General features: G+C 63.9%; 27 protein-coding genes, 1 pseudogene and 1 riboswitch. Of the genes and pseudogenes, 12 read left to right on the top strand and 16 right to left on the bottom strand.

The window, feature by feature from the left end; all coding sequences use genetic code 11:
* Positions 1 to 76: 76 nt before the first annotated feature.
* Positions 77 to 460: a DUF1304 domain-containing protein gene (locus AC4D2M_RS14015; RefSeq protein ID WP_490892507.1), complete on the top strand. Its 384-nt coding sequence runs from the start codon at positions 77 to 79 to the stop codon at positions 458 to 460.
* Between the two features lie 63 nt (positions 461 to 523).
* Entirely contained in the window at positions 524 to 1,108 is a 585-nt protein-coding gene (locus AC4D2M_RS14010) for a GNAT family N-acetyltransferase (protein ID WP_490892506.1), read from the top strand.
* Here AC4D2M_RS14010 and AC4D2M_RS14005 read toward each other — a convergent pair.
* Both AC4D2M_RS14005 and AC4D2M_RS14000 read right to left on the bottom strand, forming a co-directional pair.
* Positions 1,054 to 1,620, bottom strand: a complete 567-nt coding sequence (locus AC4D2M_RS14005) for a DUF1990 domain-containing protein (protein ID WP_490892505.1) — start codon at positions 1,618 to 1,620, stop codon at positions 1,054 to 1,056. The two genes, AC4D2M_RS14010 and AC4D2M_RS14005, sit on opposite strands and share 55 nt — an antisense overlap.
* The gene (locus AC4D2M_RS14000) at positions 1,613 to 2,008 is read right to left on the bottom strand and encodes an MmcQ/YjbR family DNA-binding protein (protein ID WP_490892504.1); all 396 of its coding nucleotides are present in this window, start codon (positions 2,006 to 2,008) and stop codon (positions 1,613 to 1,615) included. The genes AC4D2M_RS14005 and AC4D2M_RS14000 overlap by 8 nt, the downstream gene beginning before the upstream one ends.
* Before the next feature lie 61 nt (positions 2,009 to 2,069).
* Here AC4D2M_RS14000 and AC4D2M_RS13995 point away from each other — a divergent pair, with 61 nt between their 5' ends.
* Positions 2,070 to 2,894 carry a DUF1206 domain-containing protein gene (locus AC4D2M_RS13995; RefSeq protein ID WP_490892503.1) on the top strand — a complete coding sequence of 275 codons (825 nt, stop codon included), beginning with the start codon at positions 2,070 to 2,072 and terminating at the stop codon, positions 2,892 to 2,894.
* Between the two features lie 28 nt (positions 2,895 to 2,922).
* On the opposite strand, the gene AC4D2M_RS13990 is transcribed toward AC4D2M_RS13995, so the two are convergent.
* The 6 genes from AC4D2M_RS13990 to AC4D2M_RS13965 form a co-directional block, all read right to left on the bottom strand.
* The gene (locus AC4D2M_RS13990; RefSeq protein ID WP_490892502.1) at positions 2,923 to 3,339 is read right to left on the bottom strand and encodes a CoA-binding protein; all 417 of its coding nucleotides are present in this window, start codon (positions 3,337 to 3,339) and stop codon (positions 2,923 to 2,925) included.
* Between the two features lie 13 nt (positions 3,340 to 3,352).
* Positions 3,353 to 4,372, bottom strand: coding sequence for a helix-turn-helix domain-containing protein (locus AC4D2M_RS13985; protein WP_490892501.1), 1,020 nt, complete (start codon positions 4,370 to 4,372; stop codon positions 3,353 to 3,355).
* Between the two features lie 47 nt (positions 4,373 to 4,419).
* A complete protein-coding gene (locus AC4D2M_RS13980; protein ID WP_490892500.1) occupies positions 4,420 to 5,199 on the bottom strand; it encodes an alpha/beta fold hydrolase in 780 nt (259 codons plus the stop codon).
* Positions 5,200 to 5,211: 12 nt separating this feature from the next.
* Positions 5,212 to 6,165 (bottom strand): aldo/keto reductase, encoded by a 954-nt coding sequence (locus tag AC4D2M_RS13975; protein ID WP_490892499.1) that lies wholly within the window; start codon positions 6,163 to 6,165, stop codon positions 5,212 to 5,214.
* A 198-nt stretch (positions 6,166 to 6,363) separates the two neighbouring features.
* On the bottom strand, positions 6,364 to 7,683 hold the full coding sequence (locus AC4D2M_RS13970) for an HNH endonuclease signature motif containing protein (RefSeq protein WP_490892498.1): 1,320 nt from the start codon (positions 7,681 to 7,683) through the stop codon (positions 6,364 to 6,366).
* Between the two features lie 62 nt (positions 7,684 to 7,745).
* On the bottom strand, positions 7,746 to 8,123 hold the full coding sequence (locus AC4D2M_RS13965; protein WP_490892497.1) for a hypothetical protein: 378 nt from the start codon (positions 8,121 to 8,123) through the stop codon (positions 7,746 to 7,748).
* 128 nt (positions 8,124 to 8,251) lie between these two features.
* On the opposite strand from AC4D2M_RS13965, the gene AC4D2M_RS13960 reads away from it, so the two are divergent.
* On the top strand, positions 8,252 to 9,298 hold the full coding sequence (locus AC4D2M_RS13960; RefSeq protein WP_490892496.1) for a D-2-hydroxyacid dehydrogenase: 1,047 nt from the start codon (positions 8,252 to 8,254) through the stop codon (positions 9,296 to 9,298).
* 33 nt (positions 9,299 to 9,331) lie between these two features.
* Here AC4D2M_RS13960 and AC4D2M_RS13955 read toward each other — a convergent pair whose 3' ends face one another.
* The 6 genes from AC4D2M_RS13955 to AC4D2M_RS13930 all read right to left on the bottom strand — a co-directional run bounded on the left by AC4D2M_RS13955 (position 9,332) and on the right by AC4D2M_RS13930 (position 14,700).
* Positions 9,332 to 10,348, bottom strand: coding sequence for a magnesium and cobalt transport protein CorA (locus tag AC4D2M_RS13955; RefSeq protein ID WP_490892495.1), 1,017 nt, complete (start codon positions 10,346 to 10,348; stop codon positions 9,332 to 9,334).
* A gap of 96 nt (positions 10,349 to 10,444) precedes the next feature.
* Positions 10,445 to 11,110 carry an ANTAR domain-containing protein gene (locus AC4D2M_RS13950; protein WP_490892494.1) on the bottom strand — a complete coding sequence of 222 codons (666 nt, stop codon included), beginning with the start codon at positions 11,108 to 11,110 and terminating at the stop codon, positions 10,445 to 10,447.
* Positions 11,111 to 11,209: 99 nt separating this feature from the next.
* Positions 11,210 to 11,461, bottom strand: coding sequence for a helix-turn-helix domain-containing protein (locus AC4D2M_RS13945; RefSeq protein WP_490892493.1), 252 nt, complete (start codon positions 11,459 to 11,461; stop codon positions 11,210 to 11,212).
* Positions 11,461 to 11,952, bottom strand: coding sequence for a DUF2975 domain-containing protein (locus tag AC4D2M_RS13940; protein WP_490892492.1), 492 nt, complete (start codon positions 11,950 to 11,952; stop codon positions 11,461 to 11,463). The genes AC4D2M_RS13945 and AC4D2M_RS13940 overlap by 1 nt, the downstream gene beginning before the upstream one ends.
* 104 nt (positions 11,953 to 12,056) lie before the next feature.
* Positions 12,057 to 12,692: a nucleoside/nucleotide kinase family protein gene (locus tag AC4D2M_RS13935; RefSeq protein WP_490892622.1), complete on the bottom strand. Its 636-nt coding sequence runs from the start codon at positions 12,690 to 12,692 to the stop codon at positions 12,057 to 12,059.
* Between the two features lie 67 nt (positions 12,693 to 12,759).
* A complete protein-coding gene (locus AC4D2M_RS13930; RefSeq protein ID WP_490892491.1) occupies positions 12,760 to 14,700 on the bottom strand; it encodes a DUF2264 domain-containing protein in 1,941 nt (646 codons plus the stop codon).
* A 114-nt stretch (positions 14,701 to 14,814) separates the two neighbouring features.
* Here AC4D2M_RS13930 and AC4D2M_RS13925 point away from each other — a divergent pair.
* The 8 genes and pseudogenes from AC4D2M_RS13925 to AC4D2M_RS13890 all read left to right on the top strand — a co-directional run.
* Positions 14,815 to 15,180, top strand: a pseudogene (locus AC4D2M_RS13925) (substrate-binding domain-containing protein); the annotation flags it as partial.
* A gap of 52 nt (positions 15,181 to 15,232) precedes the next feature.
* On the top strand, positions 15,233 to 15,928 hold the full coding sequence (locus AC4D2M_RS13920; protein ID WP_490892490.1) for a ThuA domain-containing protein: 696 nt from the start codon (positions 15,233 to 15,235) through the stop codon (positions 15,926 to 15,928).
* Between the two features lie 67 nt (positions 15,929 to 15,995).
* Positions 15,996 to 16,093, top strand: a riboswitch (SAM riboswitch).
* Between the two features lie 5 nt (positions 16,094 to 16,098).
* A complete protein-coding gene (locus AC4D2M_RS13915) occupies positions 16,099 to 16,929 on the top strand; it encodes an ABC transporter ATP-binding protein (RefSeq protein WP_490892489.1) in 831 nt (276 codons plus the stop codon).
* Positions 16,930 to 16,997: 68 nt separating this feature from the next.
* Complete coding sequence (locus AC4D2M_RS13910) at positions 16,998 to 18,038, top strand: aliphatic sulfonate ABC transporter substrate-binding protein (RefSeq protein WP_490892488.1); 1,041 nt, start codon at positions 16,998 to 17,000, stop codon at positions 18,036 to 18,038.
* The gene (locus AC4D2M_RS13905) at positions 18,038 to 18,940 is read left to right on the top strand and encodes an ABC transporter permease (protein WP_490892487.1); all 903 of its coding nucleotides are present in this window, start codon (positions 18,038 to 18,040) and stop codon (positions 18,938 to 18,940) included. The genes AC4D2M_RS13910 and AC4D2M_RS13905 overlap by 1 nt, the downstream gene beginning before the upstream one ends.
* Positions 18,931 to 20,892, top strand: a complete 1,962-nt coding sequence (gene acs / locus AC4D2M_RS13900; protein ID WP_490892486.1) for an acetate--CoA ligase — start codon at positions 18,931 to 18,933, stop codon at positions 20,890 to 20,892. The genes AC4D2M_RS13905 and acs overlap by 10 nt, the downstream gene beginning before the upstream one ends.
* A 52-nt stretch (positions 20,893 to 20,944) precedes the next feature.
* Complete coding sequence (locus AC4D2M_RS13895; protein ID WP_490892485.1) at positions 20,945 to 22,288, top strand: O-acetylhomoserine aminocarboxypropyltransferase/cysteine synthase family protein; 1,344 nt, start codon at positions 20,945 to 20,947, stop codon at positions 22,286 to 22,288.
* Complete coding sequence (locus AC4D2M_RS13890) at positions 22,285 to 22,779, top strand: CoA-binding protein (RefSeq protein ID WP_490892484.1); 495 nt, start codon at positions 22,285 to 22,287, stop codon at positions 22,777 to 22,779. The genes AC4D2M_RS13895 and AC4D2M_RS13890 overlap by 4 nt, the downstream gene beginning before the upstream one ends.
* 603 nt (positions 22,780 to 23,382) lie before the next feature.
* Here AC4D2M_RS13890 and AC4D2M_RS13885 read toward each other — a convergent pair.
* Positions 23,383 to 23,775, bottom strand: a complete 393-nt coding sequence (locus AC4D2M_RS13885; protein ID WP_490892483.1) for a hypothetical protein — start codon at positions 23,773 to 23,775, stop codon at positions 23,383 to 23,385.
* A 67-nt stretch (positions 23,776 to 23,842) separates the two neighbouring features.
* Positions 23,843 to 24,070 (bottom strand): hypothetical protein (locus tag AC4D2M_RS13880; RefSeq protein ID WP_490892482.1); only part of this gene is annotated, 228 nt, incomplete at its 5' end.

Raw genomic sequence — 24,070 nt, 5'->3', positions numbered from 1 at the left:
CCATGGCGCCGGTGCTCTGCCATATCGTTACGTTCACAACCCATGGGTAAAGCGACCCAACAGATAGGGTTAATTCATGACATTTCCGCTTTTGAGCGCGCTTTTCGCCATGATCGCGGGTTTGTTGCACGTGTACATCTTTGTTCTCGAGAGTGTCCGGTGGCGCCATCCGTCCGCGTGGCGGAAGTTCGGTATCGCCTCCCAGGAACACGCCAACATCATCAGCCCGATGGCGTTCAACCAGGGCTTCTACAACCTTTTTCTTGCTGCCGGTGTGATCGTTGGGCTGGCCCTGTCCGGCACGCTGGTCGGGTACGGCATGATCGTTCTCGCGCTGGCAATCATGGTGCTCGCCGCCGTCGTTCTGGTGGTGACCAACAGATCGCTCTGGATTGCGGCCCTGGTGCAGGGGCTCCCCCCGTTGCTTGCGCTGGTCACCGTACCGATGATGCAGGCCTGATCGCTTCGCTCCCCTCGTTGGTTCCCCCACACGACGGTGTGCCCGAATGATGAGCGTGCCTGAATGACGAGTGGAAGGTCGCTCAGCGCGGAACGGCTGCAGCTGGTGCCGATGAGGGCAGCGCATGCCGATCTGCTCGCACGGTGGGAGCGGGAGCCCGGTTGGGCGCCGGACTACCCGCAGCCAACCGATATGGACGCGGCGCGCAACCTCTTCGAATCCGGACTGCTCTATGCCGACGACGGTGACCGCTTCGGTGTTTGGCTGATCATTGAGCGGACAACGGGCTCAGTCATCGGAACAATCGGCTTCGACGGCCTGCCCCAAGACGGAGCACTCCAGGTTTCCTACGGGATTGTGCCGTCACGACGGGGATACGGCATGGCGTTGGAAGCACTGCATTGCCTGACCGAGTATGCAAGCACCCGCCCGGAGGTGGACTTCATTGAGGCCTATGCGCAGTCCGATGCGTCGGCTGCGGTGCTAAGGAAAGCGGGCTACGGTCGGGTGAACGCGTCGGACGGTTCAGTCGAAACGCCGCTTTATGTCTGGCGCGTTGCGCGGGACGTGAACCCGGATGTGGCGGTTCCTGCCTACCCGGTTGCTGTCTCTACTGCTGCTGTCGGTCCCGTTCCTGCCGCCAACTGACGGGCTGCTTCGAGGTAGCGGCGGGTGACCAGTTCCTGGCAGAACCGTGCCACTGGGGCGCCTGCGCGGTAGAACCAGTTCGCATGACGGCTGTAGGCGTGAAGTTCAAAGAAAACAGAACCATCAGCCTCGCATACCGCAGCGAAACTCTCCTCGCCGCATTCCGGGTGACCCGGCAGGGTGGCGTAGCCGAAACCGGCGCGGCGGACACCGCCGTCGTCGTTGTTTTTGTCTTTGAGCTCTTCAACCCACACCACTTCACACGGGATGCTCAACCTCAAGTCCCCTATCCCGAAGCCCACCAAGACGGTGCCGCCGACGGCGGCTCGCGGTGCGGCCTGGATGCGCAGTCTGGCGTGGCGATGGAGTTCGAAGGTGAGGATTCCCTCGGCCAGACGGCGGAAGGCGGCCTCGCCGGCGCCGACGCGGATGCGGTGATGTAGAGGACGGAACCCCATAGGCCAGGCGCCGGATTGGGTCCAGCCGATTGCGGTGTGGGTGATGTCAGGCATCGCTGCCCTGGGAGAGCCGGGACCACCCGAGCGACTCACGATCCTTTTTTGGAAATGCTGCCACCACAAGGTCATAGGAGTCCTCAATCATGTCGCGGAGCATGCCGTCCGGCAACGCGCCCGTGCAGTCCACACCGTTCCAGTGGGTCTTGTTCATGTGCCATGCGCCCGTGATTTCGGGGTGTGCTGTCCGCAATTGCCGGGCGAGATCGGGATCGCATTTGAGGCTGATTGACAGGGCCGGCGAACCGAGATCCGAGAGCGCGAACATCTTCGCCGTTCCGCCCGGCGCGCGCACCTTGAAGACCGACGCTTCCGGGCCGAAAGGGAAGTCCTCGAACGTGCCTGGGAAGGAGAGACAGGTCTCGCGAAGCTGTGCCGGATCCACATAGTGAGCGTACAGCCAAGCGGTGGCACACTATAAGAACTCACGATCAAGGAGCGCACATATGGGAGACCTCGGCCGACAGGCGCGCAAGGTTGCCGATGGGGCAGAAGAAGCCACTGATTCCAAGCCATTCCTGATCGCCGCGCGCGCAGGGTACGTGGCAGCCGGGATCCTGCACGTCCTGATCGGCGTCATTGCTGTGAGGATCGCCGCAGGAGGATCGGGCAGTCCCGACCAGGATGGTGCCATGGCATCCCTTGCCGGCACCCCTGGCGGCGGCATACTCCTGTGGGCGTGTTTCATCGGGTGTAGCGCCCTGGCGCTGTTCCTGCTCAGCGAGGTGTTTTTCCCCCCGAAGCGGCTCCACGGTAAGGAGGAGCTCAAGCACCGCCTCAAGGACGGCGCGAAGGCTGTGGTGTACGCGGTGATCGGGTTGGCCTTCGCGCAGTACGCGATGGGCGGAGGGGGCAGCGGATCGTCCCCCCAGATCACCAGTGCTGCCCTGATGTCCAACCCGGCTGGAGCGGCGCTGTTGCTTGCCATCGGAGTGGGCATCCTCGCGGTGGGCGCCTACTTCATCTACAGCGGCGCTACCCGCAAGTTCGAAGAGAACCTGAAGGGCAAACCCTCCGGTTCCGCAGGCAAGGCCCTCACCGCACTCGGCACGTTAGGGTATATCGCCAAGGGCGTTGCGCTCGGCGTACTTGGACTCTTGGTGGTCATCGCGACCGTAACGCACAACCCGGAGAGATCAAGTGGTTTCGACGGTGCGCTGAAGTCGCTGCAGGAACAGCCCTTCGGGTTCTGGATCCTCGGAGCTGTTGCGTTGGGGTTGATTGCATACGGCGTCTTCATGATTGTGCGATCCCGGTACCAGCGCATGTGAGTGCGGGTTGAGACTGGTTCCCGCCCCGCTAGAGACCCAGCCGCGGCGCCTCAATCGCGGGGCAGGTGTTCATCACTACCTCAAGTCCGGCATCGGAAGCCCGCTGAGCGGCCGCCTCGTCAATCACGCCGAGCTGCAGCCAGACTGCCTTGGCGCCTACGGCTATTGCGTCGTCCACAACCGCGCCGACCTTCCGGCTGTTCACGAAGCAGTCAACGACGTCGATTTCCCCCGGCACGTCGGCAAGCCGTTTGTAGCCTGTCCGGCCATAGACGTCGTCACCCTTCAGGCTGACGGGAATCACGTCCATTCCAAGCTGATCGATGAGGAATCGCGATACTCCCATCGCTGCACGCCGGGGATTGTTTGAGAGTCCGACGACGGCCCAACGCGCCGGCGTGGTCAGGAGCCGTTTGATCGTGGCTGGATCGTTGTGGTGTGGCATGAATGGCTCCTGTTCAGGCGGGCTGCAGGTTGGCGTAGGTTGCATCGACGTGCTGTGAATGACCATTCTTCGTGGGGGCGGGGTGCCCCCGGAAGGTTTTCCGGTAGGCGGCCGGAGACGTGCCCAGTGCTCGCTGGAAGTGATGGCGCAGGAGCACGGCCTGCCCGAACCCTGCCTGGCGGGCGATGGTTTCGACGCTGAGGTCGGATTCCTCCAGCAGGGTCTGCGCGCGGAGGATGCGCTGGGCTGTGAGCCAGGCGGCCGGCGTCGTGCCGGTTTCTGCTTTGAAGCGCCTGGCGAAGGTCCGTTCCGACATGTGTGCTCGGGCTGCGAGGGCGCTGACGGAGTGCTCTTCGTCGAGGTGTTCATCCATCCAGACGAGGATGTCCTCGAGGGTGTCGCATTGCGCGACCGAGATGGGCCGGTCGATGTATTGCGCCTGGCCGCCGGCGCGGTGTGGCGGAACGACCATGGATCGGGCGATGCTCGTGGCCGCAGCGGCACCCAGTTCGGTGCGCACCAGATGGAGGCAGGCATCGATTCCCGCTGCAGTACCGGCGCTGGTGACGATGTTGCCGTCCTGGACGTAGAGCACGTTTTCGTCCACGTGGACTTCGGGGTACTGCTCGGCAAGCTGATGTGCGTGGAGCCAGTGCGTTGTCGCACGGCGTCCATCGAGAAGGCCGGCCGCTGCCAGCGCAAAGGCTCCGCTGCAAACTGACAGCACCCACGCTCCGCGCTGATGAGCGGCTCGCAGCGCCCGGTGGACTTCCGGTTGTCCCTGGGCGTCGATGCCGAACGGCGGCATGATGATCAGGTCCGCCGTTTCCGTGGCGGTCAGGTCCTCCTCCACGGCGATCGAGAATCCCAGATTGGTAGGTATGAGACCTGGTGAGGGCGTACAGATGGAGAAGTCAAAGGCAGGGATGCCGACACCCCGGGCGGAGCGGTCAACACCGAACACCTCACACGCAACACCGAACTCGAAGGGCGTTACGCCAGGCAGGGCCACGACGGCGACTTTTCTGAGCATGCCCCCAGTCTGGCAGGTACGTGGCGGATAGTTAAGATCCAGCCACGCTAAATATCTGATGCCCTCCGTGCGATGAACCGTCGGATCCAGTCGACTGTTTCCGGGTGGTCGAGATGGAAGCCGTGCCGCGCGTCCGCGACTTTCACCAGCATCGAACGCGGGATCAGTTCGCGCAGTACAAGTGCGTTTTCGAGCGGCGTCAGCGGGTCCGCCGTGCCGTGAAGGATGAGTGTCGGTGCACGAATCGAGCCGAGGTGGTTTCGCGCGTCGTGTTCTTTGCTTGCCCGGAAGTGCCGGAGTTTGGCCTGGCGGGACGCGTGGGACGTGAAGAAGGTCCGGACGGCGGCGCTGTGTGCAGCCGCCCAGTCGGCGTCGAAGAACAGTGGCTGGAGCCGCGCGGGGTCGCCGCTGGTGAGCGCGCGGGTAACGTCGGGGTCTCTGTCCTTGCCAAGGAAACCGCCTGCCGAGGAGCCGGCGAGGATGAGTGCACCCACGCGGTCCTGGTAGTCGATGGCGAGCCACTGCGCTACACGCCCTCCCATCGAGTGGCCGTAGATGTGTGCCCGCTGTACACCGGCTGCGTCGAGTACGGCTATGGCATCGGCTGCGAATTCCCTGGTGCTGAGGTGTTCGGTTGGCCCGTCATCGCTGTTGTCGGTTCCCCGATGGTCGAAGCGGATAACCCGGAAGGTTTTGGCCAGCTCGGGGACGATGGGCCCCCAACCGGTCAGCCCGGTAGCCTGACCGGCGATCAGCAGCATGGGGCTGCCGGTCCCGTCCGACCGCCAGGCAAGGCGTGTTCCGTCCGCGGCTACGGCGAAGTGCATGGGTTAACCCAGTCAGTCAGCGATGTTCGACGGTGGAGTGCCAAGGGCGTCGAGACCCTGCCAGAACGACGACGGCACTTCGGTCTGGCGCATGCGCTCGAGTTGTTCGATGCGTTTCACCGAGGAAATGCCAACGATTGTGGAATCGACCAGGGATGAACGTAGCGAGAAGTGGAGGGCAGCTGTGGGGAGGTCGATTCCGTGGTTGTCGCAGAGGCCTTCGACCCGGGCGACCCACTCAAGCAGTTCCGGTGGGGAGTTCGTGTAGGCGTAGTTTGCGCCGCTGGCAGAGCCGCGGGCGAGCAGGCCACCACCGAAGGGTGCGGCGTTGAATACGCCCATGCCTTGGCCTACTGCATCTTCAATCAGCGGGAGTGCGCTCCGGTCTACGAGGGTAAATCGATTGTGGGTGAGGAGGACGTCGAAGGCTCCCGTCGCGACATATTGCCGCATCAGGCTGACAGTTCCTGCGGCGATGCCGACGGCGTCAACCAAGCCCTCTTCTTTGAGCTCAAGCATTCCGGAAACCGCACCGCCGGGTGCTGCTGCTTCTTCGAAGGTGACGGAGTACGGGTCATGCAAGTGAAGCAGCCCGAGCCGGTCCACTCCCAGCCGCTTGCAGCTTTCCTCGAAGGACCGCCGGACACGGTCCCGATCGAACGCACCCGTTTCTGGATCCTGATCGGCTTTGGTGACGATCGACCGGCCCTCCGCTATACCGCCTGAGGCGAGGGCGAGACCGAGAACAGCCTCGCTTCTGCCTTTCGCGTAGTTGTTGGAGGTGTCGATCAGTGCGTACGGTCCGTGAAGCATTGCCTGGGCGAGTTCGACGGCGGCTGCCTCCTCAGAATCACCCGCTCCGGTTCCTGACCCGAGGGATGAGGTGCCGAGCGTGATCGGGCTTGCAAGAATCCCTGAAGCGCCCAGGGGCCGTGGGTCGATGGGGTGGCTGGGTTGGTCTGCCATGGGCGTCTCCGTTTTGACTGGTTGGGTTTACGGGTCGGGATCAGGGATCGGGTTTATGGGTCGGGGTCCTGGCCGGATTTGCGGCTGGGTTACAGGCCGCGCGTTATCGTCGAGCTTTGATTAGGAACTTACCTGCCCTGCGCTCGCTTTCGGTGCTCGGTGATCTTAATTGTTGATGCTCGGTGTGGACATAGCGCCTCAAAAAGGTGGCTCGGGGGTAGATGTGTGAACTGTTCCCGCGCGGGTTCGCACAACGATGGTTCCGGGAGAGGGTTGGCGGTATCCAAAGATCCCCTCTGACTTGTACAGGTGGTGCTTTGGGCATAGGCAAGCAAGGTTGCGGTGGCTCGTTGTCCCTCCACTGGCCCAGGGGGCCGTATGGTCAATCTCGCAACCGATCGCGGATCGGTTGCAGCCGGGATGTCTACAGGTTCGGTCGCGGGCTCGTACCCAGTCCTGCAGATGTTTGGGAGGACGGTAGGTTTCTCGCCCGACGTCCAACACCGATCCGCTAACCGGATGGGTGAGAATTCGCGTGAATGACGGTGCGTGCGCTGCGAGCCTGGCCGCGGTGTCTGCGTCCATTGGGCCATATCCTTCGAGTTCTGCGACCTGATTGTGCCCGCGAGCATCGCGCGGTGATTCAGCCGCAGGAGGAGCCAACCCCAGGCCGTTGTCCTTGCCGCTTGTGCCTACGCCGCCGGTTCCGGGCGCGGTACAAGCAGAGCTGTTGTCGTTTGGATTGAGAACATCCAGCAACGCCAGGACCGGCACCGTGACGTTCACATGTGCGGTTACCCCTTGCCAGGCCGGTTCCTCGCGCGCCCCCGATGCCTCAGGTGCGACGTCCGCGTTGGCGCTGCCCGCGAAGCCGCCGTCTGGAAGCATCTGCGGCTCACCCGGGGTGCAACGGTGTGTGAGCAGGTCTGCAAACACGTCTGCTCGAAGTTGGCTGAGGTTGCGGGATTCATCAGGTGTGCGGAGTTTCTGTGCCGTCACGGTCAACCGTTGATAGATGCCACATGCTTGTTCCGCCGGAAGGTAGGCGTGCAGCCATGCCATGCCGTCATCATCTGGCCGGAGCTCAACGTGTCGCTCTGCAACCTCCTTAGCCTTGCGAATGGGAAGGGTTTCCGGGTGGTGCACCTCGCGAAACCGGCGGGCACGGCGAGCGAGCTTGGCAACAGTCAGCCCGGTTGCCTCATCCAGCAGAGCGCGCTCGAACCCTGCCACAGCCTCAGGCGACATTCCGAGCGACTCGTCGGCAATAAGAACAGCATGGCGACGCGAAATCTGACCCGATTCCAGCGCCTCGAGGGTGGCCCGATGCTTCGCCGTCAGGTGTGTGGACTCGTCAACCAGACGGCTTGCAGTGCGTTCCGAAATGTTCAGGGTGAGGGCAACTTCCGACGCCGCAACCGACCGCGCCAACTCCTCCCCACGGCTACCACCCGCGAAGCGCGGCGAGACGTCGTCCTGACTGAGATTTGCCAGTCTGAAGACAATACGTACTTCCATCGCATCGACCCACGATCGCAGTCCGGCCAAGCCCTTCAACGCAACAGTGGTGTCATTGAGGGTCAGGTTTCGAGCCCACTCAGGACCACCCTCCCACCGAGGCCGGCCGCCCTGTCCGCGTGAGGACCGTCGTCGTCGGCGCGGTTGTCCTCAGCATCGGTGCGGGGGTCCTGTGTGGGAGCGATCAGCTCCCATACCAACTGTGAAGGCCCTGAACCGTCCTTACCTCCACTAGACGCCGACGGCGGCGCCTCTGGGTGCGGTGGATTATAGGATGAGCCTGAGGGGGCCTCGGAAGGACCGGCTTTCCCCTCGGACAGCGCTTCACAGTCAAACTCACACAGGTCCTCAGGCCGGAAGTCGAGTTCGGTGAGGAAGTCATGCCAGGCATAGTCATCAGGCTGCGCCAATGAGCTCTCGAACACCGCCTCCAACGTCATGAATACAGTCAAACAACCACCACCGACAATTCTGGGAGAGCGCACCCGACCGCCTGAACGCTAGGGAGAGATGTCTGTCCGAGGTGTCCCATATGCTTCGGTGAGAACACCTACTTGACTGGAGAACCATGCCGGAACTTCGCGTATTTGTACCCACTCCCCTACCCGAGCCACTGTGTGAGCTCATTGAGCAACTGGAGCCGCGGATCGAACTGGTAAGGGATCACTCCCTGCTGCCGCCACAGCTTTACGCGGGTGATCACCAGGGGAATGGTGATTTCCGGCGCACGCCACCGCAACAGGTTGAATACGAGCGCCTCATCGACAGTGCTGAGGCTCTGTACGGGGTGCCGGGCCAGTCAGGGACGGAGCTGCGCCGGGCAGTCCGCACCAATCCGAACCTTCGCTGGGTCCACACAACCCCGGCAGGCGGCGGCAGCCAGGTCAAGGCGGCACAGCTGACTGCCGATGAACTGGACCGCATCACCTTCACCACCTCGGGCGGCGTTCACGCCGAACCACTCGCCGAGTTCGCGGTGTTCGGCGTACTCGCCGGCGCACAGGGTCTGCCACAACTGCTGGAGGACCAACGAGCGCACCTCTGGGGAGCACGGCGCACGGTGCCGCAGGTAGCGAACCAACGTGTCGCCGTCGTCGGTTTGGGTGGCATCGGACGTGCCGTTGCGCGGAAGCTGAGTGCGTTAGGGGCCGACGTCGTTGGTGTACATCGGCGCGATATAGAGGCTGAGGGAGTGTCCGGCATCCTCCCTCCTGAGCGCCTTGGCGATCTTCTCCCGGAGGTGGACGCCGTGGTGCTGTGCCTTCCCGCCACGGAACACACCCGGCACATGCTCAGCCGCGAACTGCTCAAGAGGGTAAAGAAGGGCATCACTGTCGTCAATGTAGGGCGCGGTACCACCGTCGATGAGGACGCACTGATCGAGGCGCTGAGCGACGGGCGGGTGGCGTTCGCTGCGCTCGACGTATTCGAACAGGAGCCCCTCCCGAAAAACAGCCCGCTGTGGGAAATGCCCGACGTTGTCATAAGCCCTCACAACGCCGGAACCTACGAGGAGGAGGAGCGGAAGATTGCGGAACTGTTCGCAGAGAATGCCCGGCGCCTACTGGACGGCGAACCGCTGCTCAACGTTGTCGACACTGTTGAGTTCTACTGAGCGGAATTCTGCAGAGCGCGTTCCTGCCAGGCGCTAGAGCCACTTCTTGTACTTGAACGTCAGGTAGAGGCCAACACCCATCAGCAGCATCAGAGCGAGCGAGAAGGGGTAGCCCAGCGTCCATTCGAGTTCCGGCATGTGTTCGAAGTTCATGCCATAGACGGTGCCCACGAGGGTCGGAGCGAAGATGATTGCGGCCCAGCCGGAGATCTTCTTGACCTCTTCGCTTTGCGCGAGACTGGCTTCGGAGAGGTGGCGCATCTCCTCGTTCTGGCGCTGGGCGACAAGAGTCGTGTGAACCGACAGCGCGTTCTCCAGCAGGATACGGAAGGAATCGACGCGTTCAACCACCCGGAACACGTGATCCAGCACATCGCGCAGCCTGCGTTGCAGCTCGACTTCCAGGTCATACTTTTCGGCTCCGCGCAGCAGGGCTTCAAGCATGGGCCGCAGCGGATGCGTGGCCCTTTGAAAGCCGATGACCTCACGTGAAAGTTCGTAGATGCGGCGTGCAACGTCAGGGGCAGAATTGAAGAGTTCGTCCTCGATCTCGTCTATATCGTTCTCAAGTCCTGCCACGACGGGTGCGTACTGATCCACCACTTCGTCCAGGATGGCGTAAAGCACTGCCTGAGGCCCCAGCGCAAGAAATTCAGGATCAGCCTCGAGCCGCCGTCGTACTTTCCCAAGGTCGGGTGACTCTGCCTGACGGATGGTCACGATGAAGTCGGGACCAATGAAAACATGGAGCTCCCCGAACTCGACCATTTCCTCGGCGTCGATATAACGGGCAGGACGGAGCACCGCAAAAAGCGTCTCCCCGTAGCGCTCAAGCTTGGACCGCTGGTGACCGTGGAGAGCATCCTCGACGGCAAGTTCGTGGAGCGAGAACTCCTCGGCCACCCTGTGGATCTCTGCGTCGTCAGGGCGGTAGAGCCCGATCCAGGCCATTCCTCCGCGATCACGTTTCAACTCAAACGTTTCATCCAGGTTCACCGGGTCGGCGCTCCGGTGACCATTCACGTACACGCCGTTGTCAACGATGGCCACCGTGTTGTCCCTACTCTTTGTCCGTCCAAGGCTTACGCGAGTTTCTCATACAGTGCCTCTGTGAATGCCCCAACGTGGCGGCGGCACCAGGGCGCGTCAGTTCTCCGTCTGCAGCTGGTAGACCAGCGCCGCGGCGACGTCGGCAAGACGAACGTTTGTGTTCTGGGACAGCCCTCGCAGGATGTCGAATGCTTCCTCTGCGGAGCATCGCCGGCTGACCATGAGCATGCCTTTTGCCTGCTCGATCGTGGCGCGTGTGGTGAGCGCCTCCCGCAACTGCGCCACTTCCGCTGCCAGGTCTTTGTAGTAGGTAACGCCTTCCGTAAAGGCATTGACCATGTTCTGGTGATTCTCGACTTCCTGGGAAGTCACTTTGCCGCTGTTCATGATGTCCCGGTAGTGCTCCATCACCTGAAGAGCATCGGCCCTCAGCACCGTCACATCTTTGACCTGTTGGCGAATGCCGATGACGCGTCCCTCATGGAAGACAGGCGTGTTGATCGGAATCCAGTGCTTTTGAAGATACTTCCCGGACCGCGGATCAGCGATGTCGTACCTCTGGATAACCATGTTGTCGGCAATCCCCGAGCTGAAGACCTGTTCAAAGGACGCGCCCATTCGCGCTACGCCGTTCGCCTCGGGATCATCCGGATTATCCGGAAAAGCCTCGAATGCGTTCAGGGACAGCAGCGCGTCTGCGGGTCGTCCGATTGTCCTGCTGAACGATGGATTGACCGCTCGAATGACGGAATTGCGGTCCATCAATACCGTCGGCACCGGGTCCGCCCTAAATGCTTCATCTCCCGTAAGGACCCTGGTTGTCGCGGCACTTTCTGGCCTGAACCCACTCACCCGGCGATTTTATCGTGCTTCGGACTCGTGTTCTCCTTCGGATGATTGCGCAGCCCCGTCAGGTTCCCAACGCAACACATCACCCGGCTGGCAGTCCAACACCTGGCAGATGGCTTCGAGAGTGGTGAAGCGGACAGCCTTGGCGCGCCCGTTCTTCAGGACCGCCAGGTTGGCCGGTGTGATCCCGATCCGGTCAGCCAGAACACCGACCGGCATCTTGCGTCTGGCCAGCATGACGTCGATGTCGACGATGATGGGCATCAGATCACCTCGTCGAGCTCGTCGCGCAGGTGTTTGGCTTCGGCATCGCGGGCAACCGCCTGCGCCAGCAGCATCCTCAGGACCAGCACGATCAGCGCTACGCCGCCGATGAGGAGCGATGCACCGCAGATGAGCAGGATGATCCCCGGAGCAATTTCGCCCGGCGCAAGGAGAACCGCAAGGGAGAATACCAGTACGGAAGCGGCCACGATTGCACCAAAGATGATGTCGACGTAGCGGAATGCGCCGTGGGAGAACACGGTGCCGCTGCGGACCATGGTGAGCAGCTTCCAGACACAGACGGCGCTCACCTGCACGGTCAGGATGCCGAACACCACGATCGCGTTGAAAGTGATGCGCAACCCGGTGGGCACGCCCGCTTCTTCCAGGTCCGTCGGTATGAGAGGCACCATCCAGAGCTGGACGAACAGCGAACCGGCAATCACCATCGCGATGACGATCTGCAACGCGAGGATGGTCAACTTTCCCATCGGGATTCCCTTCGATTGTTTTACAGATGAAACATATCGAAAAACAATAGGTTGGTCAATCTTGTGGAACGGGTCGTAAGCCAACTCGTCCGGTCGCTCATGCCCTACCCGAGACGAATAACCAGATCCGCCCGCTCTCTTGTGGCCGCGATCTGCCGCGCGTTCGGCTCGTCGACCCGCTCAACCCAGTCCCGCGCCGCAGCCCGGCTTTTCCCGAAAGTGACATGGCGCTGAACCAGGCGCTCAATACGCAGGCGGTCCTCCTGCTCGCAGTACCAGATCTCTGTGCACTGGCTGCGCACCTCCCGCCAGCCCGGTGTATCGAGGAGGAGGTAGTTGCCTTCCGTCAGAATGGTCCGCGCTGACGGATACACGGGAACGACGCCGGCAATCGGCTGTTCAATCGTCCGCTCGAAACCGGGCGCGTAGACCACTGAATCACGAACTCCGCGAAGTCGCTGCAGTAGGGCGGCATACCCGTAGGCATCAAAGGTCTCGGGCGCACCTTTCCGCTCCAATAGACCCAGCCGCAGCAGTTCCCGGTCCGACAGGTGGAAGCCGTCCATGGGCACGTGCGCGTAGCGCTGTCGTTCCGGATTCGGTTCAACACGGTTCAGCAGGGCCATCAGCTGCCCGGCCAGGGTGGTCTTACCCGCTCCCGGCGCGCCGACTATCCCGATTACGACGGCGGTCTCGTGCGCCGAGATGCGCTCTATTCGGTCGACCAGTTCGGCAAGCATCACGGTGCCATCCTGACACGGGTAATGCGACGAGGGCTTCACGCCGGAGGGAGTGGGTGAGTGGGGTTTATTCGGATGGTTCGGGCAGGATGAGCGTTGTGATGCTCCGGCTGGGCCACTGCACCGTTGCGGTGCCTGGCCCGAGTTCAAGGCGCGGTTGCTCTGCGAGGGAATTGGGCGCGCCGAGGCCGACAGCCACGGCGTACCAGGCTCCGGGAACCGGATTCGGCGCCGTCACGTACGGAACTGTGGTGCGCTCCGCTAACGGGGTGGCGTCGAGGTGTAACCGGCTCTGCGCTTGGTCGAAGCCGTCGGAACGGTCACAGCCCTGAAGAGGAACTATGACGGAGTCAAGCTCCGAGGTTGCGGGCAGCGCCCACCCGCCCACGGTGAGCGCGCCGAGAGGTGCCTCGTTCGGAGTGGGCTCGCGGTCCACCCGAATCAGCCGCACCTCCCACGGCCCGTGTACCAGGGAAACCGTGGTGACGGGCGCTCCATGGCGCACGGTCCCGGCCTGCCCGTATCCGTGGTGCGCATCCGTGGGTTCCGGGTCCACCCAGTGCGTGGCCGCACGGGAGGCCCCGATAAGGGCGCCGGCGTCGTCATCGGTTGCCTGGATCTCAAGCGTGGTGAAGCCGGTGCGGTGACTCGGCCGGCCGTTCTCGTCCGCGAGGGTGACGGACATGTCAAGAGGGTGGGTCTCGCCGTCGTCGTCCATGATCGGGGCGGTAGCGGTCGAGTAGCCAAGCCGCGCGTACAGCGGAGAGTCGGCAACCTCAGCTCCCTCCTGGGCATGGTCGGTGCCGTGGTTGATCACACGTACGACGCCGTCAGCCCTGGTGCCGCTGACAGCCCAGCCGGGTGCCGCAGCAGTAAAGGCGAAGTCGCCTTCTTCAATGGGCAGGGGCTTCTCGACGGCCGTCCAGACCTCGTGATCTGCCGGAAGCGCGAACCCCAGCAGCCCTTTCGATGCCCAGTAGGGTGACCCCGGCCCGGAATAGGACTGGGCCATCTTCGGCCACTCGTGGTGCCAGCCGAGTGAGAGCAGTCCGTCGTTGTCGGGGGCCCCGCGGTCGGCGAAGTGCCGCAGAATGCCGCTTGCAGCGCGGCGCAGGAGACCAGGTTCGACGGCGGTGCAGCCGGCGAGCGCGCCGCCCCAGAACGGCCCGGCGGCAGCGAAGCGGTAGATCAGGCTTCGACCCTGGATGAGCGGGGAGCCGTCAGCACCGACGAGGCGGACGGCGTCGAGCAGGAACCGGTCGAGGTGCGCGGTGTCGCGGTCGCGGCGGGCGGGGCCGGGGCCGCCGTCGTCGTGACCGGCCATCCGGTGCCACAGCGCCGGGTACAGATGGAGTGCCCAGCCGGCGTAGTGGTCATAGGCGCGTTGACTGCCGTCGCTGTACCACCCGGCGTCGCGCACGAAGGTGTCGTGGCGCACGAGGTCCTCGTCGATGTTGTCCTGGCTGTAGTCCGCTCCGACGGACTTCAGGAACTGCTGGACGACGATGCGGAACCAAACCCAGTTGGTGGATGGGTACTCGGCGTTGGTGGTCAGGGAGAACCAGTCGACGAGCTGTTCCTGGACGGTGGCGTCCAGTCCGTCCCACAGCCAGGGGCGCGTCATGTCGAGCACGATGGCCAGGGCCGCAGCCTCGACCTTTGCCTGGCCGTGCTCGTCGGGGCGAACCCAGCGTTCGGCCGACGTGGGATCGGAGCCGGAGCGCAGGCCCTCGGCATACCACTCGGCAAGTCCTAGCGGATCGTCGCCGCGCTCGCCTGTGAGCCGGAAGCCCGCGGTGAGGAAGGTGCGCGCGAAGCCTTCGAGGCCGTCGATGGCCCGGCCGTAGCCGCCTTCGCGTCCGGGCGGCGTGATGCGGGCGTGGCTGGGACTGGCCCACTTGCGTACGCCGAGCAGCATCGAGTCGGCCTGTGCCGCGTGGTGCTCGCGGGTCCATCCCGTATAGGGCGAGAGTTCCCGGTCCAGGGCCGGAAGTGTCAGCTTGTTCATGCGCTCATGAGTCCTTCACCCGGCGCCACCCATCCCAACCGCTCCGGCCCTGCGGCGACGATCCGTTCGGCGAAGGTTCCATAACCCATCGCAGCTACTGCCTCCGGCTTATTCATGGAGCGGTCCTTTCCTGTGCCTGATACTCGATCGGTGTGCCTTGCATCACGTTCGGGACCAGTACATACTCAGAGTCGGCATGAAGCAATCACGTTTTCCGCCTCTCCACGGACGCAGCACTCGACGAGACGGCTGGAAAGCAGGGCAGTCCGCGGGCCGAGCACTTCGATAAATCCTAAGGATGACCTGGCGGTCGTGGCGTACGACGACGAGGTCGCCTACCTTGCCGAGCCCGCCATCTCCGCGGTGCGGCCGCCGAAGCACTACGTCGGCCGGGTGGCGGTGCAGATGCTCGCCGCCCGGATCGCCGAGGGCCGGCGACGGCCCGTCCACCGCCTGGAGCTGAATCCGGACCTGATCGTGAGGGACTCCTCGCTTGGAACGCCTCACCCGTCACCTACAGAGATGAGCTCCCATGACAACAGCACTGCTCCTGAGCGGCACCGGACGGTACGCGGACCCCTGGCACCCCTTCGCCGAGACATCCGCTGCGGTTGCCGGCCTACTTCAAGACCACGGTCTCACCGTGGAAACCGCGGACGACGTCGACTGCGCTCTCGAAGGCCTCCAGGACTCCGCCTCCTGGCCGGACCTGCTGGTGGTGAACGTCGGCCTCCCCCGCGACGACGACGGCACGTCCCCCGGATCAGAGGCCGCCTCCGCGGGGCTGGACGCCTGGGTTGCCGGCGGGCGGCCGTTGCTGGCCCTGCACTCCAGCTCCACCAGCTTCTTGGATTCGGAGTCGTGGGAGAAGGCACTCGGGGGTCGGTGGGTGCGGGGCGTGTCCATGCATCCGGAGTACGGCCGGGCACACATTGTGTTGGAGGGCTCCTTTCCGGTAGGCGTCTCTGACTTCACGGTCGACGACGAACGTTACAGCTGGCTGCGCACGTCACCGGAGGTCGTCGTCCATGCCCGCCACGAACACGAGGGGCATCTGCATCCGCTGATGTGGTCGCTGGAGCGACCGCTGGAGCGCACCGTGGAACAGGGAGCGGGAACCGCTACAGCGCGGAGCTTCTACGACGCTCTCGGCCACGACGCGGCGTCGTACGCGTCACCGGAACACCGGGAGTTACTGGAGCGCGCGGTGGACTGGCTGCTCGCCTGACCGCTGTGGGCCTGCTTTGTTACGACATATATTGCAAAGGCACGTCAGAAAGTCGTTTAGTGGAAGTCCACCATCCCGAGCGGCCGAGAGACCTGGATCGTTGACGCCGCAGCAACCCTTACCTGCATGCAGGAGAACGGGTGCTACTGCCAGGAGCGATGGAGTTATACATGAGCACCGTTCTCAGCGCGCAGCAGCAGGCACAGGCCACTAACAACGCCACAGACAAGCTGGCCCTTCCCCTGACCTTTTCCTCCCTCACGCGGTCCTTCGGCGGCGGAACCAGCGAGCATGTAGTCCTCCGCGACATCAACCTCGATGTCCGCGCCGGTGAGGTACTCGCCATCGTCGGTGCCAGCGGCTGCGGGAAGTCCACGCTCCTGCGGGCCGCAGCGGGCCTCGACGCACCGACATCCGGTGCCGTCCTCATCGACGGAACCGCGGTCAACGGCATCGATGACCGCTGCGCCGTCGCCTTCCAGGAACCGCGTCTCCTCCCCTGGCTGTCGCTCCGGGCCAACGTCGCAATCGGCCTGCCCAGGGGAACCGGCGCGGCCGCCGGCAAGGCGAAGGTCACCGAACTGCTGGGCCTCGTGGAGCTCGCGGACTTCGCCGGGCACCGGCCCCGTGAAGTGTCCGGCGGCATGGCCCAGCGGGCATCCCTGGCCCGGGCACTCGCCCGGAACCCGGGCGTATTGCTCCTCGATGAGCCGTTCGGCGCTCTTGACGCCCTCACCCGGCTGAAGATGCAGGACCTCCTTCTGGATATCCACGCAGCCCAGCCCACTACGGTGCTGCTGGTGACGCACGACGTCGACGAGGCCCTCCAGCTCGCAGACCGCATCATCGTGCTCGGCAAGTCCGCCGATCCGTCACGCCCCGGCGCCTCCGTCACCGAGGTGCTCACCGTCCCGGGCGACCGCCCGCGGGACCGCAATGCCGCCGACCTCGGCCGAATGCGCAGCTCCCTGCTCACCACCCTCGGCGTCAAAGGCCACTAGACCACACACAGCTTGTTCCGTCGTCGTGCCCGTCTGCACGGCGACTGCTACCCCTCGCAAAGGAAACCATGAACCGCACCCGCTCGCCCTTCACCCGCCGCGCCGTCCTGTCCGTAGCGCTCGCCGCCACCGGCACGCTCGCCCTGACCGGCTGCCTCGCCGGTGAGAACGCCGCGTCCGCCGAAGAGGCTTCCACGGCCACCGAGCTCAACATTGACTTCGCCACTTACAACCCGCTCAGCCTGGTCATCAAGGACCAGGGTTGGCTCGAAGCGGAGCTTGAGGACGAAGGCGTGACCGTCAACTGGGTCCAGTCCGCCGGTTCCAACAAGGCCAATGAAGCCCTCCGCGCCGGAGCGGTCGACGTCGGATCCACCGCCGGGTCCGCTGCTCTCCTCGCCCGTTCCAACGGGTCACCGATCAAGACGATCGACATCTACTCCCAGCCCGAGTGGTCCGCCATGGTCACCGTCGAGGGCACCGGCATCGAGACCCTTGAGGACCTGCGCGGCAAGTCGATCGCGGCAACCAAGGGCACCGACCCCTACTTCTTCCTGATCCAGTCGCTCGAGTCCGCTGGCATCGACCCCTCCGAGGTCACCGTGCAGAACCTGCAGCACGCCGACGGCTGGGCAGCACTGAACAACGGATCCGTTGACGCCTGGGCGGGTCTGGACCCGATCATGGCTTCGGCTGAGCAGGAGGGCGCCGAGCTCTTCTTCCGCAACATCGACTTCAACACCTACGGCTTCCTCAACGCCAACGAGGAATTCCTCTCCGAGAGCCCCGAGCTTGCCCAGACCGTGGTGAATGCCTACGAGAAGGCGCGCGAGTGGGCGAAGGAAAACCCGGAGGAGACGGCACAGATCCTCGCCGATGTTGCCGGCATCGACGTCGAGATCGCCAACGCCGTCATCATCGAACGCACCAACCTGGACGTCGACCCCGCACCGGGCGAGGCACAGCGGAAGGTTCTCGAGAAGGTCGGCCCGGTATTCGTGGAAACTGGTGATGTCTCCTCGCAGGAGCAGATCGATGAAGCCCTCGACACCCTCTTCGACGACTCCTTCGTCACCAACGCCGATCCTGACGCCATCCAGGGTTCCTAATGACTCAGATGGGTAATCCCGGTAATACCGGGGCCAGCGTCTACCCCACCAGCAAGGAAGGCCTGGAAGCCACCGGCCATACCGTGACAACAGCGGACGACGACGGCGGCTCACCTCTTGAGCCCACAGAGACCTCCGGGGGGCTGCTGAGCCGGCGACCGGTCCGTCTCCTGCTGGGGCTGGTGGTTCCCGCCCTCATCCTCGTCGCCTGGCAGTTGAACTCGGTCGTGGGCGTGTTCAGCGCCGTGCAGCTGCCGCCGCCCTCCGCTGTGCTGACCGCCGCCGTCGAACTGATTGAGCGCGGCGAACTGTGGATCCACATCGCCATCTCCACGCAGCGCGTGCTCATTGGCTTCGCGCTGGGTGCCACGCTCGGACTGGCGCTGGGCGCCCTGCTCGGGTTGTCCCGGATGGCCGACGCGCTGCTCGCACCGACCATCGGCGCGCTGCGCGCGGTTCCGTCGCTGGCCTGGGTCCCGTTGCTCATTCTGTGGATGAAAATCGGCGAGGACTCGAAGGTAACGCTGATCCTCATCGGCGCGTTCTTCCCCGTCTTCACCACGCTCTTTTTGGCATTGCGCCACGTTGACCGGAACCTCGTTGAAGCGGCACGGGCGTTCGGATTGAAGGGGATCAGGCTGCTGACCACGGTGCAGCTGCCCGCCGTCGTGCCCGCAGTGTTCTCGGGGCTGCGGCTGGCTCTGGCGCAGGCCTGGCTGTTCCTGGTGGCTGCCGAGCTCATCGCGTCTTCACTGGGACTCGGGTTCCTGTTGACCGATTCGACCAACAACGGCCGCACAGACCGGATCTTCCTGGCGATCATCCTGCTCGCTGTTATCGGCAAGACGACCGACGCCCTGCTTGGCATCGCCGAAAGGTGGGCGGTTCGACGGTGGACGTAAGCGCGGTCGACGTGAGCTCCGCTGGAACCAGGGTCGATCCGGCCCTGACCACGGAGCAGGAGCGGATCGCTTTCTGGGAGGAACAGGCGCGCAGGCTGCACTGGTCCTCCCCGTGGCACACAGCGCATACGTTCGACCCGGCACGCCCGGACCGGAACGGCGAGCTCTCGGTTCCCCGCATCGAATGGTTCTCCGGCGGCACACTCAACGCTGCCTACAACTGCGTAGACCGGCACGTCGAGGCCGGGCTCGCCGACAAGCCCGCCCTGTTCTTCGAGGGTGAGCCGGGAGACCGCCGCACCGTCACCTACGCCCAGCTTCAGGAAGAGGTCAGCCGGGCGGCGAATGCCCTGACCGACCTGGGCGTCGGCAAGGGTGACCGGGTGGTCATCTACCTTCCCGTGCTGGTGGAGACCGTCGTCGTGACCCTGGCATGTGCGCGTATCGGCGCCGTGCACTCGCTCGTTTTCGGCGGGTTCTCCGCCGAGGCGCTGCGCTTCCGCGTCGAAGACACCGGCGCCAAACTGCTCGTGACCACGGACGGGCAGTACCGTCGAGGCACTGCGGTGCCGGTCAAGGACAATGCCGATGCCGCCGTCGCCGGCGAGAACTCGATTGAGCACGTCCTGGTGATCCGGCGGACGGGCAGCGACATCGCCTGGCAGGAGGGACGCGATGTGTGGTGGCACGACGCCGTCGCAACCGCCTCCCCCGTGCACGAGGCTCCGGCCCTCGACGCTGAGACGCCGCTGTTCATCATGTACACCTCCGGCACCACCGGCAAGCCCAAGGGGCTGGTGCACACCACGGGCGGCTACCTCACGCAGGCGTCCTGGAGTTACGAGTACCTCTTCAGCGATCCCGACCCGGCGAAGCGAACCGATGACGTTCACTGGTGCACCGCCGACCTGGCCTGGGTCACGGCCCACACCTACGAGATTTACGGCCCGCTCTCCAACGGGGCTACCCAGGTGATCTTCGAGGGCACGCCGAACACCCCGCATCCGGGACGGCACTTCGAGATCATCGAGCGGTACGGCGTGACCAGCTACTACACCGCACCCACGCTCATCCGCTCGCTGATGGGCTGGTTCCCGGACGGCGTTCCCGACTCCTACGACCGCTCCTCCATCAAGGTCCTCGGCACCGTGGGCGAAGCCACCAACCCGGAGGCATGGCGCTGGTTCCGCGAGAACGTCGGCTCCGGCAGCGCACCCATGGTGGACACGTGGTGGCAGTCGGAAACGGGCGCGACCGTCCTCAGCCCCCGGCCCACCGACGCTTCCTTCAAGCCCGGCTGCGCCTCGCGCGCACTTCCGGGTGTGAGCACCCGGATCGTGAACGACGACGGCGCCCCCGTGGCTTCAGGCGAGCCGGGCTTGATCGTGGTTGACCGCCACGGTCCGGCGATGGCCCGCACCGTGTGGGGCAACCCGCAGCGCTACCTCGATTCCTACTGGCGGAAGTTTGCGAGCCAGGGCTGGTTCCTTGCCGGCGACGGGGCGAGGTACGACGACGACGACGACACCTGGATCCTCGGACGCGTCGATGACGTCATCAACATCTCCGGCCACCGGCTCTCCACAATCGAGATCGAGTCCGCGCTCGTCTCGCACCCGCGGGTGGTCGAGGCCGGAGTCTGCCCGGTGGCTCATGCGGTGACCGGCCATGCCATCGCTGCGTTCGTCGTCGTGCACGGTGGTGCCGTTCAAGATAAGGCGCTGCAGACTGAGCTACAAACAGAGTTGCGAAACCACGTGGCGAAGGCGATCGGGCCGATTGCCAGGCCGTCCGCCGTCGTCGTCGTGGAGGACGTCCCCAAGACGCGCTCCGGCAAAATCATGCGGCGGTTGCTGACCCAGCTGTACGAAGGAACGCCGCTGGGTGACACCACGAGCCTGCAAAACGAGGCCTGCGTTCCGAAGATCGCTGAAGTGCTCGCCGCCCGATAGGGCGATACTTGAGAAGAACCAGAAACATCCCCCAGGAAAGGTGGCCGTTCCAATGGCTGACCGCACTTTCGGCTTCCGCACCCGCGCCCTGCACGCCGGCGGAACCCCTGATGCCACACATGGCGCCCGGGCAGTGCCGATCTACCAGACCACGTCCTTTGTGTTCAAGGACACCAATGACGCCGCCAACCTCTTCGCACTGCAGAAGTACGGCAACATCTACTCGCGCATCGGAAACCCCACCGTGGCGGCTTTCGAGGAGCGCATCGCTTCGCTTGAGGGCGGCATCGGGGCAGTAGCAACGGCGTCGGGCATGAGCGCCGAGTTCATCACGTTCGCGGCACTCTGCCAGGCCGGTGACCACATCGTCGCGGCCGCGCAGCTCTACGGCGGCACCGTCACCCAGCTCGACGTCACGCTGCGCCGCTTTGGGATTGGGACCACCTTTGTGCCGGGCACCGATCCGGCCGACTACGCCGCGGCCATCCAGGAGAACACCAAGGCCGTCTACGCCGAGGTGATCGCCAACCCCAGCGGTGAAATCTCCGATATTGCCGGGCTGGCGAAGGTCGCGCACGACGCCGGTGTCCCCTTGATCATCGATTCCACCCTGAGCACGCCCTACCTCATTCGGCCGCTCGAGCACGGCGCGGACATCGTGATCCACTCGGCCACCAAGTTCATTGGCGGCCACGGCACCACACTCGGCGGCGTCGTCGTCGAAAGCGGACGCTTCAACTGGGGCAACGGCAAGTTTCCCACCATGACCGAGCCCGTCCCGTCCTACGGGAACATCCAGTGGTGGGCCAACTTCGGCGAATACGGTTTCCTCACCAAGCTCCGGACGGAACAGTTGCGGGACATCGGGCCGTCGCTGTCGCCGTCGTCGGCCTTCCAGCTCCTGCAGGGAGTGGAGACGCTGGCGCAGCGCGTTGATGAACACGTCGCCAACGCCCAGGCCGTTGCCGAGTGGCTTGAGAAGGACCGCCGCGTTGAGTACGTGAACTACGCGGGTCTGCCTTCCCACGTTCACCATGAGCGTGCCAAGCAGTACCTGCCGCAGGGTCCCGGTTCGGTCTTCAGCTTTGGGGTCCAGGGCGGTCGGGAAGCGGGTCAGAGGTTCATCGAGGCCCTACAGCTGGCGTCCCATCTCGCGAACGTCGGAGACGCCAGGACTCTGATCATCCACCCGGGATCCACGACCCACCAGCAGCTCTCCGCCGAACAGCTCGCGGCCGCGGGTATCCCGGAGGATCTCATCCGCATCTCGGTAGGGCTTGAGGACCTGGAGGACATCCTCTGGGACCTCGACCAGGCGCTGGACATGGCGGTGGCCGGGACACCCGCGCACCTGGAAGAAGCGCTCGGATTCAAGAATGAGGGAGTGAAGGCATGAGCATGCAGGAACGTACCTGGGAAGGCCCATCCGCACCGGAGCGCCTGAACATCCTCCGTAACGCCGGGTCAATTGCCATCGTCGGGGCTTCGGACAAGCCGTCCCGCGCGTCCTACTTCGTGGCGACGTATCTGCAGTCCTCGGCGCCGTACCGGCTGTACTTCGTGAACCCGACAGCCACCGAGATTTTGGGGCAGCCGGTCTACAAGTCGCTGGCGGACCTGCCGGAACAGCCTGACATTGTGGATGTCTTCCGCAAGCACGACGATCTCCCCTCGGTCCTCGAGGAGGCCAAAGCCGCCGGAGCAGAGACCCTGTGGCTGCAGCTGGGCTCCTGGCACGAGGACGTCGCTCGCGACGCCGAAGCCGCCGGCATGAACGTGGTGATGGATCGCTGCGTCAAGATTGAACACGCGCGCTTCCACGGCGGCCTCAACCTGGCAGGTTTCAATACCGGAGTGATTTCCTCGAGACGCCAGGTCACCGCCTAGGTCTTCGGAATCACAGGAGCCAGCGAGACGGCTCCGCGCCCCGAACAGGCTTCGGCAGTCCGCCGGGAACGGGAAGTCCAGGCGGATCCACCGGGACCACGGAGCGCGGCGTCGTAACCGGTTCGGGTATTTGGACCGGAAGCTCAGGAAGTTCAACAGGCGGGACAACCGCCCGCCGGGTTTCACCTGCGTCCTTGGCTGTGCCCTTGCGACTGCTGGAGCGGGGCTCTTCGGTTCGGCGGGAACCTCGGGGGAAACCATTTCTGCCTCTGCCGGGATGGAAGGTGCCGGTGCCTCCGCCGATGGAGTGGGAGCAGGCAGCTCGGTGACCGGGGGTGCTTCCGGTGCAGGAACCGACTCGGGCTGCACCGAGGCGGGCTGTTCGTCGGAAACTGGTTCAGTGTGCTCCGTCGGTGATGATGCCAGCCAGTTGGCAGCCCCGACACTCCAGCCCATTGTCCAGACACCGTCTGGACAATGGGCTGGAGTGCTGTACCTAGGTGGTTTTATCCGAGTCTCGACTCTCACCTTGGCCCACCTCGATGTCGGTTCACTGCCCGAGCCGTAAGAACGGTTGAACGGATGGCTCTGAAGTTGGACGGCTTACAAACAAATCCTGCCACTCGAATCTACCGAGCCTTTGTCGCTCACATCGACAACTTCTTTTACCGCTTGCGTCGCTAACTTTCTAGACTCTTTGGTCAGCTCGAGTTCCCTCTTGGCTGCTTCCAAAACTGTGACGGCCTTCTGAACGCCTCGAACTCGATACGGGCCGAAGTCGGTGTTCTCCGTGAAGATGCCCGGCGAGTAACTTACCCTCGTGAATTTCTTGTAGAGATGCGCTTCCGCCCCAAGAACGGCGCGTAGGACAACCTCAGTTTGGGCCTTCCAGTCATCGAGATTCGACAGGGCTCCACCGTCTGCTGCGGCGATGCGTTCATTGATGAGTGCGAGTTTCCGAACAAGATCCATTTTCGTGAGGATATCTAGTTCCACGGACGCCTTACGGTTCGTTCCGGATTCCGCCATCGAAGACTCTATGTTGCTCATCGTGGCCATCACATTAGGTCGGCGTCTCGACCAAGCTCACATGGCTAGCCAACTCACAGTGGTCCGTAAGCCGGTTCTCCACTGCTGCGTAAGCGGAACGCTCCTCGGGCCTCCATGCGAACAGTCGAAGCTCGCAGGATCGAGCCTGCAGGCCCAAGCCCGGCAAGCTCACCGACACCCGGTTGGTCGCTGTGGTCGAGGAACGATTGCGGAAGAACTGGTCGCCGCAACAAGTCAGCGA

The organism is Arthrobacter sp. TJ-270 (assembly GCF_058269075.1).
This window is presented reverse-complemented; position numbering and strand designations above follow the sequence as displayed.